The following is a 15,505-nucleotide window of genomic DNA, read 5'->3' on the forward strand; positions in this document are numbered from 1 at the left end:
TTATTTCTTATTGTTTTTCCTATTTGCTTTTATGGACTCTTGAGATCGGTCTTGTTCTGTGAATTCACGGCCATAAAAAGAATCTAATAATAGTTGCTTCAATTCAGAAATTAATGGATAGCGTGGGTTAGCCCCAGTACATTGATCATCAAAGGCATCTTCTGCAAGTTTGTCTATTTTGGACAGAAAATCAGCCTCTTGCACACCGGTTTCGCGAATTGAGGCCGGGATGTCCAGTTGAGACTTCATTTCTTCTAGCCAGGCCAATAGTTTTTCAATTTTAGCAGTAGTGCGATCACCGGGGGCCGTTAACCCTAAATGGTCTGCAATTTCTGCATAACGACGCCGTGCTTGTGGACGGTCATATTGGCTGAATGCAGTCTGTTTTGTTGGATTATCGTTAGCGTTATAGCGGATCACATTACAGATTAACAGCGCATTAGCTAAACCATGCGGGATATGAAACTCAGAACCCAGTTTGTGCGCCATAGAGTGGCATACACCCAGAAATGCATTCGCAAAGGCAATACCGGCTATGGTTGCTGCGTTATGCACTCGTTCGCGGGCAACCGGGTTTTTTGCCCCGTCATGATAACTGGCGGGAAGAAAATCTTTCAGTAGCTTTAATGCTTGTAATGCTTGCCCATCAGAGTACTCATTCGCTAAAACAGAAACATAAGCTTCCAATGCGTGGGTGACAGCATCCAGTCCGCCAAAAGCACATAGCGATTTTGGCATATCCATGACCAGATTGGCGTCGACAATCGCCATATCAGGAGTCAATGCGTAGTCTGCTAAAGGGTATTTTTGCCCGGTGACATCATCGGTGACGACGGCAAAAGGCGTGACTTCTGAACCTGTCCCTGATGTGGTGGTAATGGCAACCATTTTCGCTTTCACTCCCATTTTCGGAAATTTATAGATACGTTTGCGGATATCCATAAAGCGCAGCGCCAGTTCTTCAAAATGGGTTTCGGGATGCTCATACATGACCCACATAATTTTGGCTGCATCCATAGGGGAACCACCGCCAAGAGCAATGATGACATCAGGTTTAAACAGATGCATTTGCTCCGCCCCTTTACGGACGATACTCAATGTTGGATCTGCTTCGACTTCAAAGAAGACTTCGGTTTCAATATCATGGTATTTCAAGACATTGATAACCTGATCGGCATAACCGCTATTAAATAAGAAGCGATCCGTGACGATAAAAGCCCGTTTCGTTCCTTCAGTCGCCACTTCTTCCAATGCGATAGGTAAAGAACCGCGTCGGAAATAGATTGATTTTGGAAGTTTATGCCACAACATATTTTCGGCTCTTTTGGCAACGGTTTTCGTATTGATCAGGTGTTTTGGCCCAACATTTTCAGAGATAGAATTGCCACCCCAAGAGCCACAACCCAGTGTCAGGGAAGGGGCCAGCTTAAAGTTATACAAGTCACCGATGCCGCCCTGCGATGCCGGGGTGTTGATCAATATACGTGCGGTTTTCATTTTGTCGCCGAAATATTTTATCCGTTCAGCCTGATTATCTTGTTCGGTATAAAGGCAAGAAGTATGTCCGATACCACCCATTTCAACCAGTTTTTCAGCTTTTTCGACCGCATCTTCAAAGTTTTTTCCGCGGTACATGGCAAGCAGTGGGGATAATTTTTCATGGGCAAAAGGTTCGGTTTCACTCACCAGCGTCACTTCACCGATAAGGATCTTCGTATTTTCCGGGACATGGATACCGGCTATTTCAGCAATTTTTGTTGCAGGCTGACCCACAATTGCTGCATTTAAGCTGCCATTTTTTAAAATAATCTCTTGCACTGCAGTTAATTCTTTGCCCTGGAGAAGATATCCACCGTGAGTTGCAAACCGTTCCCGCACCTGTTCATACACAGAATCAACGACGATGACGGATTGTTCTGAGGCACAAATGACACCGTTATCAAACGTTTTAGACATCAGAATGGATGCGACAGCACGTTTAATATCGGCCAATTCATCAATGACGACCGGTGTGTTACCTGCTCCGACACCAATGGCGGGTTTGCCTGAACTGTAGGCGGCTTTTACCATGCCTGGGCCACCTGTTGCGAGAATCAAATTAATATCAGGGTGGTGCATTAAGGCGTTTGAAAGTTCAACGGACGGTTCATCTATCCAACCGATAATATCCGCTGGTGCGCCTGCTTCAATGGCCGCGTTCAGAACAATGGCTGCCGCTTTGTTCGTTGCTTGTTTGGCGCGTGGGTGAGGGGAGAAAATAATCCCGTTACGGGTTTTCAGACTAATGAGTGCTTTAAAAATTGCGGTAGATGTTGGGTTGGTTGTTGGGACAATACCGCAAATCAGGCCAATAGGTTCAGCAATCGTCATCGTACCGAACGTATTATCTTCAGATAAAATACCGCACGTTTTATCATCTTTATAAGCGTTATAGATATATTCAGAAGCAAAGTGATTTTTGATCACTTTATCTTCTACAATGCCCATGCCAGATTCAGACACGGCTAATTTTGCCAATGGAATACGGGCGTCAGCGGCAGCAAGAGCGGCCGCTCGGAAAATGCGATCAACTTGCGCCTGAGAAAAACAAGCAAATGTCTGTTGGGCTTTTTTTACGCGAGCAACTAATTCATTGAGTTCCGTGACCTGAGTTACAGCCATAAATATTACTCCTGATAAATTTCTTAATGAAATGATAAATATAGGAATAGTTATCTTGCCTAAAGTTTTAACTTTGAAACTAAATAGAGCTTACCATTTACAGCCGTTTATATTGTGATTTAGATCATGAAAACATGAGGCTGACTCAATTCAGCTATTTTTAGCTTTTATTTTTAGAATAGGAAATATTCGTTAATATTTGAATGGATTTTAGCGTTTATTTAACGTTGAACGCACAGATTATTAACTTTATTTTTATTCTATTTCTGATAAAGAAGTGATCATTCATTGGAAAGGATTGTCATATTAATTAATTTAAAGTAATAAAATCGTCTCGATTTATCGTGTTTTTTAAGTATTGTGATAAGTTTTTTTTATTTTTCTGGGTACGGTGAGAAAGAAAAAATAAATTTTAAATCCATTGTTCATTATTGGTTCCTTTTAATTCGTATTCTCTGCAAAATACATACTGTAATTATTCACACTATTTTGCTTTTCATACTCTTATCGGGTTGGTGACTGGCCTTGCTGTTTTGTGATGAAGATGCATTTTTACTCCGCTGTGATTGCATTTTGTTAAAATAATGTTTATTATCTATTTTGATGAAGTTTCATGGGAATAGCCTGGATGGAAAAAATAAAATTAATATTTATCAATTGATTATATTGATAGTTTAAATGAATTGTATGCAATAGGAATGAAAGGTTTTCATGTTTCAACAAATCATTGTAAATAATAAATAACAATTATCATGTGCATATCGTTTTTTATTGAGGAAATGACCATCTGTTAACGTAATAAGTAAATGATCAGAGTGAGTAGATTAAGAACGATTCATTGACTGCTTATGACCTGGAGCGAAAAAGAAAAATGGGAAAAAAAATACCAACGTTGAATCAGCTGCTTTCGAGTATCGTTTTATTCTCTATTCCTGCGGCACAGGGTATGGCTGCGATTGTGCCGGCAGGTGTTACGCTAGCTGAAAAACAAGAAATCACTGTTAACAATGGTGTTGAAGTCACTTCATTGGATCCGCATAAAGTTGAAGGTTCGCCAGAAACGATCATTATCCGCAATTTGTTGGAAGGGCTGGTAACCACCGGGCCAAATGGCGAAACGCGGCCGGGTGTCGCAGAACGATGGGAAAATGAAGATGATAAAGTCTGGACATTTTATTTACGTGATGATGCCAAATGGAGTGATGGTCAGCCTGTTACTGCGCAGGATTTTGTCTATAGCTGGCGTCGTCTGGCGGATCCAAAAACAGGGTCACCTTATACCAGTTATTTACACTATGCCTATATTCAACATGCCGATGATATTCTGAAAGGAAAAAAATCGCCGGAACAATTGGGTGTTGAAGCGCTGGATGATCACCGTTTCCGGGTCACACTGAGTCAGCCTGTTCCTTATCTGGTGGATATGCTGAGCCATACGGCAATGAAACCTGTCAGACAGGATGTGATTGAAAAATGGGGGAATAAGTGGACATTGCCGGAACATTATATAGGTAACGGTGCTTATCTATTGAAAGATTGGGTCGTCAATGAACGTATTGTTTTAACCCGTAATTCCCGGTATTGGAACAATAAAGAAAGCATTATTGAAAAAGGAACTTTTTTGCCGATTGTTTCAGGCGTGAGTGGTATAAACCGTTATCGTAGTGGGGAAATCGATATTACTGATAATGCAATTCTTCCTGAATTATACAAAAAAATGAAACGCGATATTCCTGAACAATTACAAATTTCACCTTACTTATGCACGTTCTACTATGAAATCAATAATCAAAATCCGCTATTTAAAGATAAACGGGTGCGAGAGGCCATAAAACTGAGCCTTGATCGGGATATTATCACGGAAAGAATTATGGGGCAGGGGCAAATCCCCTCCTATGGATTTACTCCAACGTACATTGGTGATGGCCTGACGATTCATCCGGCATGGGCTGGCTGGACACAGGAACAACGTAATCAACGGGCAAGGGAATTGTTGAAAGAAGCGGGTTTTGATGCCAGTCATCCCCTGAAATTTACCTTGCTTTACAACACATCAGAACAAAATAAGCAACAAGCCATTGCAGCGGCTTCGATGTGGCAAAAAAATCTTGGTGCGAAAGTCACTTTGCAAAATCAGGAATGGAAAACCTCGCTCCAGAATCGTCATCAAGGACATTATGATGTCGCCAGAGCAACATGGTGTGGCGATTATAATGAGCCTTCTTCTTTCTTGAATACGCTGTTATCAAGTAGCAGTAATAATACTGCTTTCTACCAAAGTAGCGCGTTTGATGGCTATCTTCGTCAAGCCTTGATGACTAAAGATCATGCAGCACGTAAGGCATTTTATCAGTTGGCTGAAGCTCAGTTGGATAAAGATTCAGGATTGATACCGGTTTATTACCGTGTCAGCGTGCGCTTCATTCGTCCAACGGTTGGGGGAATGACAGGGAAAGATCCGCTGGATTATGTTGATTTAAAAAATTTGTATATTAAAAAGGTGGATAATTGATCGCCATTGTGAAATCTAGTTTTGCCGTAAACGAAATAGCCCACTTCAAATACAGATCATAACTATTTCAATGTGTGGGTATGACTCTGGTGGGTAAGATCAATATCAATTGGAGTGAGAATAAGATGGTAAATACAACGAAGAAAAGGCTTGCTGTTGGTATAACAGTCGCACTGAGCATGATGATGGGAGGGACGGCCTTTGCAGCGCAAGTACCTGCGGGTGTGCAACTTGCCGATTCAGCAAAACAGGTATTTGTTCGCAATAATGGGTCTGAACCACAATCATTAGATCCGCATAAAATTGAAGGTGTACCGGAATCTAACATTGCGCGTGATTTATTTGAAACGCTGGTGATCAATGATCCTGACGGTAAGATTATCCCAGGTGTTGCCGAACGTTGGGAGAATAAAGATTTTCAAGTTTGGACATTCCATTTACGTAAAGATGCAAAATGGTCTAATGGTGACCCTGTCACTGCTCAGGATTTTGTTTACAGCTGGCGCCGGATATCCGATCCAAATACGGCCTCCCCTTACGCCAGTTTCCTTCAATATGCCCATATTATTAATATTGACGATATCATCAAAGGTAAACAAAAGCCTGAGGCACTGGGCATTAAGGCATTAGATGACCATACCCTACAATTAACACTCAGTGAACCCGTTCCTTATTTAGTCCGCTTACTCGTTCACCCGACGACATCGCCAGTCCCTCGTGCAACCATAGAAAAATATGGTGAGCGGTGGACACAACCGCAAAATTTTGTCGGTAATGGGGCTTATAAACTGAAAAGTTGGGTGATTAACGAACGTCTTGTCCTGGAGCGTAGCCCGACGTATTGGGATGACAAAAAAACGATCATTAATCAGGTGACTGTCCTGCCTATTTCTTCGGAAATTACCGACGTTAACCGCTATCGGGCCGGCGAAATTGAGATGACCTATGAAAATTTGCCGGTTGAATTGTTCCAAAAATTGAAAAAAGAGATCCCCGAACAGTTGAAATCCAATCCGAAATTATGCACTTACTACTACGAAATTAATAATGCAAAGCCACCACTTAACGATCCTCGCGTACGTACTGCATTGAAACTGGGTATGGATAGAGATCTGATCACGAATAAGGTGAAAAATCAGGGGGATTTACCTGCTTATGGCTATACGCCACCCTATATTCATGATTTTAAAGATGAAAAACCGGACTGGTACACTAAATTAAATCAGCAACAGCGTAACGAAGAAGCTAAAAAATTGTTGGCCGAAGCCGGATTTACCAAAGATAACCCGCTGAAGATTAAATTACTGTATAACACCTCAGATCTGCATAAAAAATTAGCGATTGCGGCGGCTTCCATTTGGAAAAAGAATATCGGTGTTGACGTTTCTCTCGAAAACCAGGAATGGAAAACGTTCCTCGATTCCCGCCATCAGGGTAATTATGACATTGCCCGTGCAGGGTGGTGTGCTGACTACAACGAAGCCTCCTCTTTCCTGAACCCTATGTTATCCAATAGCAGTAATAATACCTCACACTATAAGAGCCAAGAATTTGATGCATTAATGAAAAAATCATTGCAAGTCAAAACGGATGAAGAACGCGCGGAAGTGTATGCCAAAGCCAATGCACAATTAGATAAAGATTCTGTCATTGTTCCGATTTTTTACTATACAAACACTCGTTTTTTAAAACCTTATGTCGGTGGTTATACCGGAAAAGATCCCTTGGATAATTTCCATACCAAAGATCTATACATAATAAAACATTAGGAATAAGACGGTGGCCCGACTGAGATTGGGTCACCTGCTGTCAGATAATTAAAAGCCACGGTTTGGCTAAATAATAGGAACGGGCAATGTTAAAATTTATCTTACGCCGCTGCTTAGAGGCGATCCCGACACTGTTTATACTTATTACGATTTCGTTTTTTATGATGCGGCTTGCACCGGGTAGCCCATTCACGGGGGAAAGAAAGCTGCCGCCAGAAGTGATGGCAAACATTGAAGCGAAATATCACCTGAATGATCCCATCTATAAACAATATTTCCACTACCTAATCCAGCTTTCCAAAGGAGATTTTGGCCCTTCATTTAAATATAAAGACTACAGTGTCAATGATTTAGTTGCAGAGGCTTTACCTGTTTCGGCTAAATTGGGATTTGCGGCTTTTATGATGGCAATCATATTTGGGGTCAGTGCAGGCGTGATTGCTGCATTAAATCAGAATACCAAATGGGATTACACGGTGATGGGATTTGCCATGACCGGGGTGGTCATACCCAGCTTTGTCGTTGCCCCCTTATTAGTTTTGATATTTGCCATAGTATTAAAATGGCTACCAGGAGGAGGCTGGAATGGCGGAACACCTAAATATATGCTCTTGCCGATGGTCGCACTTTCCCTTTCTTATATTGCCAGCATCTCCCGTATTACCCGCGGTTCCATGATCGAAGTCTTACATTCCAACTTTATTCGTACGGCTCGGGCTAAAGGTTTGCCATTAAGAACGATTATTCTTCGCCATGCCCTGAAGCCAGCGCTATTGCCTGTCATTTCTTATATGGGACCTGCCTTTGTCGGCATTATTACCGGCTCTATGGTGATCGAAACTATTTTCGGTTTACCTGGATTGGGGCAATTGTTCGTTAATGGCGCATTGAACCGTGACTACTCACTGGTACTCAGTTTGACGATTCTGGTGGGGAGTCTGACGATTATGTTTAATGCCATCGTCGATGTGCTGTATGCCGTCATTGATCCAAAAATTCGTTACTAAAGACGGGAGCACACCATGTTACTGAATAAAAAAAATAGCCAAGCGCTGGAAAATTTTTCTGAGCAGCTGGAAATTGAAGGTCGCAGCTTGTGGCAGGATGCACGCCGGCGTTTTGCGCATAACAAAGCAGCGATGACGAGTTTATGTGTTCTATTATTGATTACATTATTTGTCATCTTTGCCCCCATGTTGTCCCAATTTACTTACGACGATACCGATTGGAGTATGATGACGATGCCACCAGATTTTGCATCCGGGCATTATTTTGGCACTGACTCATCGGGACGTGATCTGTTGGTACGCGTTGCTATTGGTGGACGTATTTCATTAATGGTTGGCATTGCTGCCGCGTTGATTGCCGTGTTATTGGGCACCTTATATGGTGCGACATCAGGTTATCTCGGTGGCAAAATTGATATTATCATGATGCGTTTGTTGGAAATTCTTAACTCTTTCCCATTCATGTTCTTCGTTATCCTTCTGGTGACTTTCTTCGGCCAAAACATCCTGTTAATTTTCGTGGCGATAGGCATGGTTTCATGGCTGGACATGGCACGTATTGTGCGTGGCCAGACATTGAGTTTAAAGCGCAAGGAATTTATTGAAGCCGCGTTGGTTTGTGGTGTTTCAAGCCGTCATATTGTTCTGCGTCATATCGTTCCAAACGTCTTGGGCGTCGTGGTGGTTTATGCCTCATTACTTGTCCCCAGTATGATCTTGTTTGAATCCTTTCTGAGCTTCCTTGGTCTGGGAACTCAGGAACCCCTCAGCAGTTGGGGCGCCTTATTAAGTGATGGTGCAAACTCAATGGAAGTGGCTTCGTGGTTACTGCTATTTCCGGCGGGCTTTCTGGTCATGACCCTGTTTTGTTTTAACTTTATTGGTGACGGCCTGCGAGATGCCCTCGACCCGAAAGACCGTTAAGGAGAGCCTATGAATAGCGTAGAAACTTCAAAAAATGTTGCATCACTCTTATCGGTAAAAGAGCTGAATGTGGTATTCAATACACCTGACGGTCATGTAACGGCTGTGAACAAACTGAACTTTGACTTACAGGCCGGAGAAACGTTGGGGATTGTGGGGGAATCTGGCTCGGGTAAATCACAGACAGCATTTGCGTTAATGGGGTTGTTGGCCAGTAATGGTGCTGTCAGTGGTTCGGCGATTTTTAATGGCCGGGACATACTGAATCTGAATGAAAAAGCGCTGAACCGAATGCGGGCAGAAGAGATTTCGATGATATTTCAAGATCCCATGACTTCCCTTAACCCGTATATGCGGGTCGGTGATCAATTAACCGAAGTCCTGATGTTGCATAAAAATATGGGTAAAAGCGAGGCTTTTGAAGAATCTATCCGTATGTTGGATGCCGTTAAGATGTCGGAATCGCGTAAACGGATGAAAATGTACCCACATGAATTTTCGGGGGGTATGCGTCAACGCGTCATGATTGCAATGGCGCTCTTATGCCAACCGAAGTTACTGATTGCTGATGAACCGACAACGGCATTAGACGTCACGGTTCAGGCTCAGATCATGACGTTGCTTAACGAACTGAAAAAAGAATTTAATACTGCCATCATTATGATTACACATGATCTGGGCGTGGTCGCAGGTATTTGTGACAAAGTATTAGTGATGTATGCGGGGAGAACGATGGAATATGGTACAGCGCGTGACGTGTTTTACCATCCGACACATCCATACTCAATTGGATTGCTGAATGCAGTTCCTCGTCTGGACGATCATGAAGAATCATTAGAAACAATCCCGGGTAATCCACCTAATTTGTTGCGTTTGCCGAAGGGATGTCCATTCCAGCCACGTTGCCAATTTGCCACTGAACGTTGTGCTTGTGAAGAACCTCAGTTAGAAAAATTCGGCCCTGGGCGCTTGCGTGCCTGCTTCAGAGTTCAGGAGGAATTAGTATGAGCGCCATAGCTGAAAAACGGGTTTTATTGGAAGTCGATGATCTCAAAGTTTATTTTGATATTAAAGATGAAAAACAATGGTTCTGGCAGCAGGCAAAAACCTTAAAGGCAGTAGACGGTGTTACTTTAAGGCTCTACGAAGGGGAAACATTAGGCGTAGTGGGGGAATCCGGTTGCGGGAAATCAACCTTTGCCAGAGCTGTGATTGGGTTAGTTAAAGCGTCTGGTGGCGCAGTGTCATGGCTTGGCCAAAACTTGCTGGATATGAATGACAAGCAATGGCGGGATATTCGCAATGATATCCAGATGATTTTTCAGGATCCGCTAGCATCGCTGAATCCACGTATGACCATCGGCGATATTATTGCCGAGCCATTAAAAACGTATTATCCCAGAATGAAAAATGAGGAAGCCAAAGAAAAAGTTAAAAAGATGATGATGCGGGTTGGGTTATTGCCTAACCTGATAAACCGTTATCCTCATGAATTTTCTGGCGGGCAATGTCAGCGTATTGGTATTGCTCGCGCCTTGATTCTGGAGCCTAAGTTAGTTATCTGTGATGAACCTGTTTCAGCACTGGATGTGTCCATTCAGGCGCAAGTTGTTAACTTGTTACAAGAATTACAGCGGGAAATGGGGCTTTCACTGATCTTTATTGCGCATGACTTATCGATAGTCAAACATATATCCGACCGGGTCTTGGTGATGTACTTAGGTAATGCGGTCGAGCTGGGTACTTATGACGAGGTCTACCATAATCCGTTACATCCATATACCCGTGCGCTTATGTCAGCGGTGCCGATCCCTGATCCAGACAAAGAGCGCAATAAACAGATTGAATTATTGGAAGGCGAGTTACCTTCACCGATTAATCCTCCTTCTGGATGTGTATTCCGCACCCGTTGTCCAATGGCGGATGCTGAATGTGCGAAGACCCGGCCATTGCTGGAGGGAAGCTTTAAACATGCCGTGTCTTGTTTGAAGGTTGATCCGCTCTAACCAGAGATAGAGTGAATACATCAAAGTGACATTGTCACGAATTTAAATGCCCTCACACTGAGGGCATTTATTATTTTTTCCACAAGATATGGTAAATAGGATGAGATTTTTCCCGGCAGATCAAGATACGGGCAAAGATATCATCAATGTCGGCATCATCTGATTCAGCCAACCCAATAATAACTTCTGCAAAAAAATCCGGATTTAAATCAAAATCAACGTATTCAAACCAGGCGTCTGAAGGTGTTTGCAATTCAGCGCCGCCCCGTTCTTCAAATTGCAGATTAAACAATAGGCTATCAGCTGGATCGAGATTAGCAAGGGCTTGTTCCAAAAAGATATCGTAAGCTTTTTCAAGCGCCTCATCTTCAGTCATTCGATTGTTTAAGTCCAACGGCATAAAAGGTGTCGATTGATGTTCCATGATGGTAATGTCCGAAATGAGTAACAAAATAAAATTAAAACATGTTCCAGATTGAATGAATACTGTTATTCGTGTTGTCAGAGGCCGGAATAACAGGCCGGTTCGCTTTTGATTTGCTTTCAAGTGATGAATTATAAAAGCGGGCTAAAAAAGTAGCAGATGCGTTCAAGAATACGATGTCGCACCGGGCGTTTTTCCCATTTACTGTTTTCAAGTAAGGTTGAACGCATCATATAATCTTGTTGAACCAGCGTTAAATCACCGCCAAAATGTTTATCGTCAATCACAACCGTAATTTCAAAATTAAGCCATAAACTGCGCATATCTAAATTGACAGAGCCAACCATACTGAGCTGCCCATCGACCAAGACACTCTTGGTATGCAGCAAACCATCTTCAAACTGGTAAATTTTCACGCCGGCTTCCAGCAATTCAGAAAAGAACGCGCGGCTGGCCCAACGGACAAGAAATGAGTTGTTTTGGCTTGGCACAATGATGCTGACATCCACACCCCGCATAGCCGCAGTGCAAATAGCGTGCATGAGATCATCACTAGGAACAAAATAAGGGGTAGTCAGAATAAGCTGTTGACGGGCAGCAAAAATTGCGGTCATCAAGGATTGCTGGATCAATTCATCGGGGAATCCTGGCCCGGAAGCAATCACCTGAGCGGTATGATCACAGGCTTGCTCACCGGGCATCATAACGCTGTTTGGAGAAGGCGGAAGATGACGCTGGCCGGTTTCCATTTCCCAATCGAAAGCATAAATGATCCCCAATGTTGTCGTTACAGGGCCTTCCATTCTCACCATGATATCGACCCACTGGCCGACACCGGCACTTTGTTTGAAAAAACGCGGGTCCACCATATTCATGCTGCCAGTGTATGAAATATGATTATCGATCAGAATGATTTTTCTATGCTGACGTAAGTCCATACGCCGCAAGAATAAACGGAAGAGGTTGACCTTTAACGATTCGACAAATTCAATCCCCGCCTTGCGCATGATATCTGGATAAGGGCTGCGGAAAAATTGCCAGCTTCCTGCTGAATCAACCATGATTCGACATTTAACCCCCCGTTTGGCGGCGCGCATCAGGGCATCAGTGACTTGGTCGACCAATCCGCCGGATTGCCATATATAAAACACCATCTCGATATTGTGTTCAGCATTTTCGATATCCTGAATAATGGCTTTCAGTGAGTTATCGTAAGAGGTCATTAACTGCATTTTGTTACCTCTGACACCTTTGATATTTTGGCGACGTTCACACAGTTGAAACAATGGCGTCGCAACCTCACTATTTTCATCAGCAAAGATTTGCGGGGATTTTTTTAACTCGGCTAACCACCTGGCGACCGATGAACGCATTTGTCTGGCTTGTTCAACCCTGCGTTTTCCAAGATGCAGTTCACCGAATGATAAATAAGCCATGATACCCACCAGGGGAAGAATATAAATAATCAGTACCCAAGTCATTGCTGATGTCACAGGACGACGTTTCATCAAAACCCGGATAGTTATACCGGCAATAATCAGCCAGTATAAGAAAATCGCCAACCAGCTCAGTACAGAGTAGAAAATTATCATATGTGGCAATCAATCCTGTTTATTTCAGTTATTTATTCAGTCATTATCATCAGTTTCCAGAAATTCGGGGAAACTATCAACTTAATATGATGAATTGAATGACGAACAATGTTGGCAAAAATCGCTCATTACGATGAATCTCATTATAAATTAACTCGTTAGTGAGTTGTTTTGATTTTGTAAAACTTATGCAATTTGATACTCATAAAGCATGAATGATTTGTCATCATCATTAAATTAATCATTCTGAACAGTGCATGATTATGCCAGACTTGCAGGTCAGAGGGGCAATTGGTTGACATTTCTAATAGTGACGATTAAGAATAATGTGATTCACTTAATTAAGAGAGTTAGCCTGGAATATCTTATGAAACACAGCAGAAGAGAAGTAGGGCGTTGGAGAAGGCTTCGTCACAGTACCTGTCGGCGTCGTCGTTGGTTGGAAGGGCAGTCACGTCGTAATTTGCGAATCTATGCGATGCGTAAGATAAGGGCTTATAAACGTCGCCGGTCGATTTTGTTTATCCATCATACAGAGTGGGATTAATGCGGTATTCAGCAGCATATACCTGATAGGTTTCAATGCAGTCGAGCCAACAAAACAGCAACTTGAAATCTGTAGAGGATAAGATGTTTTCGAATCCTTATTGAATATGATAGTCATTTGCATTTAAACTAATTGAAAATTAACTGTTATGCTGCTGAGCAAGAAATCTTTTATGCGTTGGATACATTGGCCGATATTACTTTCCGTTTGTTTACATATTTCTGTTGCTGCGGCGCTTTTTCAAACTATCAAATCTGAGCAACAGCCAGAAGCCGTGTCTATGTCTGTTGCTATGATCCAGTTGGCTGCGCCGGAATCCTCCGTCTCTGAACCTGCCGAGCCTGAATCAGTAGAACCGGAGCCAGAACCGGAACCCATAGCGAAAATTGCGCTTCCGAAACCTAAGCCGGAGAAAAAACCGGAAGTGAAAAAAAGGCTTAAAAAAGAGTTAAAGCCGGTGGAGAAAAAGACGGAAAAAACCTCAGAACAGCCACTGAAACCCATATCTGATCAAAATGCTCAGAATGTAAAAAACGTGAGTGATCAGAAAGTCGATCCCCATGCTGTTAGCGAACAAGGTCATGGACAACAAGGGCCGAGAGCATTGAACAGGCCAGATCCCGAGTATCCCGCCAGAGCGATGCAGTTGGGTACAGAGGGGATAGTCAAAGTCAAATTCGATATTGATGAAAATGGTCGCGTCAAGAATATCGAGATTATTTCTGCGACCCCTAAAAATACCTTTGAACGATCGGTGAAAAAAGCCATGAGAAAATGGCGTTATGAAAAAATACCGGCTACCGGGCGCAGCGCGACGATTGAGTTTAAAACAACCGGGGTTGCACAATATTAACGGTTAAAATCCTACTTGCTAACGAATGAATAAAAAAGGGTACAAGTAAAAAATGTACCCTTTTTATTTACGCGTCATGTCTTGATGAATGGTTATTCAGCAACACTGCTTTCCAATTTGAAATGTCTTTTATCTTCAGGCAAAGGACGGGAGGCATTATTTTCATCAACGGCAACATAGGTGAAAACAGCGTCTGTTGCACGATAACGCTGACCTACCGGCTCTGAAGCCACTTTTTTTACCCAAACCTCAATATGGATAGTTATCGATGAATTTCCTGTTTTGAGACAACGGGCATAACAGCACACGACGTCACCTACCGCAACCGGTTTCAGAAAACTGATGCCATTTACGCTCACAGTTACTACGCGTCCCAGTGCAATCTCTTTTGCCAGAATTGCGCCGCCAATATCCATTTGAGACATCAGCCAGCCCCCGAAAATATCCCCATTGGCATTAGTATCAGCAGGCATGGCCAGTGTACGGAGAACCAATTCTCCGTTTGGTAAGCATTGTTGTTGTGTCATTAGAAAACTTGCTTTATTTGGTGAATACAACAATACCTGCCGCTGCATCGGCAGGTATCCATCATGAGGAGTACGATATTATTATTTTTGTTCGCGAGGCAGATAACGGTAGATATATACCATACTCACTACGGTAAAGACCAGAGTCAATGCCGTTAACCCGAACACTTTAAAGTTTACCCAAACGTCCTGAGGTAGCCAGAAAGCGACATAAATATTTGCGAGGGCGCAGGCAATAAAGAAGATAGCCCAAGCCATGTTCAGCCGGTTCCAGGCAAAATCAGGTAATTTTAATTCTTTACCTAACATTCGCTGAATCAAGGGTTTTTTCATCACCCATTGGCTAACCAGCAGAACCAAAGAAAAAATGCCATAAATGACAGTCACTTTCCATTTAATAAAGAGATCACTGTGGAAAGCCAGTGTTAATGTGCCAAAGAGGGTAACCATCGCAAATGTGATTAAGGCGGCTTTTTCAACTTTACGATACATGAAGTAAGTGATCGCCAGCGCTAATCCTGTTGCAGCAATCAAAGCGCCTGAAGCATAGAAAATGTCATACATTTTATAGACGACGAAAAAAACGACCAGAGGCAAAAAGTCTAAAAGTTGTTTCATGAGTTGAATCCATTATGAAGTCAATGATGGTAATTTTTTGAATTTGAGCCAGAGTGTATCAGATA

At 42.6% G+C, this 15,505-nt stretch carries 13 protein-coding genes; 8 read left to right on the plus strand and 5 right to left on the minus strand.

Features of this window, described 5'->3' with window-relative positions; genetic code table 11:
* Positions 1 to 2,661, minus strand: coding sequence for a bifunctional acetaldehyde-CoA/alcohol dehydrogenase (gene adhE / locus XPG1_RS07440; RefSeq protein WP_045958520.1), 2,661 nt, complete (start codon positions 2,659 to 2,661; stop codon positions 1 to 3).
* Between the two features lie 871 nt (positions 2,662 to 3,532).
* Between adhE and XPG1_RS07445 the strand changes: the two genes are divergently transcribed.
* The 6 genes from XPG1_RS07445 (at position 3,533) to oppF (ending at position 10,879) form a co-directional block, all read left to right on the plus strand.
* Positions 3,533 to 5,173, plus strand: a complete 1,641-nt coding sequence (locus XPG1_RS07445) for an ABC transporter substrate-binding protein (protein WP_045958521.1) — start codon at positions 3,533 to 3,535, stop codon at positions 5,171 to 5,173.
* A 125-nt stretch (positions 5,174 to 5,298) separates the two neighbouring features.
* On the plus strand, positions 5,299 to 6,942 hold the full coding sequence (gene oppA, locus XPG1_RS07450) for an oligopeptide ABC transporter substrate-binding protein OppA (RefSeq protein WP_045960555.1): 1,644 nt from the start codon (positions 5,299 to 5,301) through the stop codon (positions 6,940 to 6,942).
* An 86-nt stretch (positions 6,943 to 7,028) separates the two neighbouring features.
* Entirely contained in the window at positions 7,029 to 7,949 is a 921-nt protein-coding gene (oppB, locus tag XPG1_RS07455) for an oligopeptide ABC transporter permease OppB (protein ID WP_045958522.1), read from the plus strand.
* Between the two features lie 15 nt (positions 7,950 to 7,964).
* Positions 7,965 to 8,873 carry an oligopeptide ABC transporter permease OppC gene (oppC, locus tag XPG1_RS07460; protein WP_045958523.1) on the plus strand — a complete coding sequence of 303 codons (909 nt, stop codon included), beginning with the start codon at positions 7,965 to 7,967 and terminating at the stop codon, positions 8,871 to 8,873.
* A 9-nt stretch (positions 8,874 to 8,882) separates the two neighbouring features.
* A complete protein-coding gene (locus tag XPG1_RS07465) occupies positions 8,883 to 9,881 on the plus strand; it encodes an ABC transporter ATP-binding protein (protein WP_045958524.1) in 999 nt (332 codons plus the stop codon).
* Positions 9,878 to 10,879, plus strand: coding sequence for a murein tripeptide/oligopeptide ABC transporter ATP binding protein OppF (gene oppF / locus XPG1_RS07470; protein ID WP_045958525.1), 1,002 nt, complete (start codon positions 9,878 to 9,880; stop codon positions 10,877 to 10,879). The genes XPG1_RS07465 and oppF overlap by 4 nt, the downstream gene beginning before the upstream one ends.
* Before the next feature lie 70 nt (positions 10,880 to 10,949).
* Here the strand turns inward: oppF and XPG1_RS07475 are convergent, their stop codons facing one another.
* Complete coding sequence (locus XPG1_RS07475) at positions 10,950 to 11,279, minus strand: HI1450 family dsDNA-mimic protein (RefSeq protein WP_045958526.1); 330 nt, start codon at positions 11,277 to 11,279, stop codon at positions 10,950 to 10,952.
* Between the two features lie 155 nt (positions 11,280 to 11,434).
* Positions 11,435 to 12,895, minus strand: a complete 1,461-nt coding sequence (gene cls, locus XPG1_RS07480; RefSeq protein WP_045958527.1) for a cardiolipin synthase — start codon at positions 12,893 to 12,895, stop codon at positions 11,435 to 11,437.
* A gap of 367 nt (positions 12,896 to 13,262) precedes the next feature.
* On the opposite strand from cls, the gene XPG1_RS17495 reads away from it, so the two are divergent.
* Complete coding sequence (locus tag XPG1_RS17495; RefSeq protein WP_071825349.1) at positions 13,263 to 13,442, plus strand: YciY family protein; 180 nt, start codon at positions 13,263 to 13,265, stop codon at positions 13,440 to 13,442.
* A gap of 172 nt (positions 13,443 to 13,614) precedes the next feature.
* The gene (gene tonB, locus XPG1_RS07485) at positions 13,615 to 14,295 is read left to right on the plus strand and encodes a TonB system transport protein TonB (RefSeq protein WP_045958528.1); all 681 of its coding nucleotides are present in this window, start codon (positions 13,615 to 13,617) and stop codon (positions 14,293 to 14,295) included.
* Positions 14,296 to 14,387: 92 nt separating this feature from the next.
* On the opposite strand, the gene yciA is transcribed toward tonB, so the two are convergent.
* Together yciA and XPG1_RS07495 are read right to left on the minus strand one after the other, a co-directional pair.
* Positions 14,388 to 14,822 (minus strand): acyl-CoA thioester hydrolase YciA, encoded by a 435-nt coding sequence (yciA, locus tag XPG1_RS07490; RefSeq protein WP_045960556.1) that lies wholly within the window; start codon positions 14,820 to 14,822, stop codon positions 14,388 to 14,390.
* An 81-nt stretch (positions 14,823 to 14,903) separates the two neighbouring features.
* Entirely contained in the window at positions 14,904 to 15,440 is a 537-nt protein-coding gene (locus XPG1_RS07495) for a septation protein A (protein ID WP_045958529.1), read from the minus strand.
* Between the last annotated feature and the right edge of the window lie 65 nt (positions 15,441 to 15,505).

Origin of the sequence: Xenorhabdus poinarii G6, from assembly GCF_000968175.1 — a bacterium.
Lineage (GTDB): Bacteria > Pseudomonadota > Gammaproteobacteria > Enterobacterales > Enterobacteriaceae > Xenorhabdus > Xenorhabdus poinarii.

Bases quoted from the DNA above. Each gene is read 5' to 3' on its own strand.
- adhE (WP_045958520.1), bottom strand. From the start codon at position 2,661: ATGGCTGTAACTCAGGTCACGGAACTCAATGAATTAGTTGCTCGCGTA.
- XPG1_RS07445 (WP_045958521.1), top strand. From the start codon at position 3,533: ATGGGAAAAAAAATACCAACGTTGAATCAGCTGCTTTCGAGTATCGTT.
- oppA (WP_045960555.1), top strand. From the start codon at position 5,299: ATGGTAAATACAACGAAGAAAAGGCTTGCTGTTGGTATAACAGTCGCA.
- oppB (WP_045958522.1), top strand. From the start codon at position 7,029: ATGTTAAAATTTATCTTACGCCGCTGCTTAGAGGCGATCCCGACACTG.
- oppC (WP_045958523.1), top strand. From the start codon at position 7,965: ATGTTACTGAATAAAAAAAATAGCCAAGCGCTGGAAAATTTTTCTGAG.
- XPG1_RS07465 (WP_045958524.1), top strand. From the start codon at position 8,883: ATGAATAGCGTAGAAACTTCAAAAAATGTTGCATCACTCTTATCGGTA.
- oppF (WP_045958525.1), top strand. From the start codon at position 9,878: ATGAGCGCCATAGCTGAAAAACGGGTTTTATTGGAAGTCGATGATCTC.
- XPG1_RS07475 (WP_045958526.1), bottom strand. From the start codon at position 11,279: ATGCCGTTGGACTTAAACAATCGAATGACTGAAGATGAGGCGCTTGAA.
- cls (WP_045958527.1), bottom strand. From the start codon at position 12,895: ATGATAATTTTCTACTCTGTACTGAGCTGGTTGGCGATTTTCTTATAC.
- XPG1_RS17495 (WP_071825349.1), top strand. From the start codon at position 13,263: ATGAAACACAGCAGAAGAGAAGTAGGGCGTTGGAGAAGGCTTCGTCAC.
- tonB (WP_045958528.1), top strand. From the start codon at position 13,615: ATGCGTTGGATACATTGGCCGATATTACTTTCCGTTTGTTTACATATT.
- yciA (WP_045960556.1), bottom strand. From the start codon at position 14,822: ATGACACAACAACAATGCTTACCAAACGGAGAATTGGTTCTCCGTACA.
- XPG1_RS07495 (WP_045958529.1), bottom strand. From the start codon at position 15,440: ATGAAACAACTTTTAGACTTTTTGCCTCTGGTCGTTTTTTTCGTCGTC.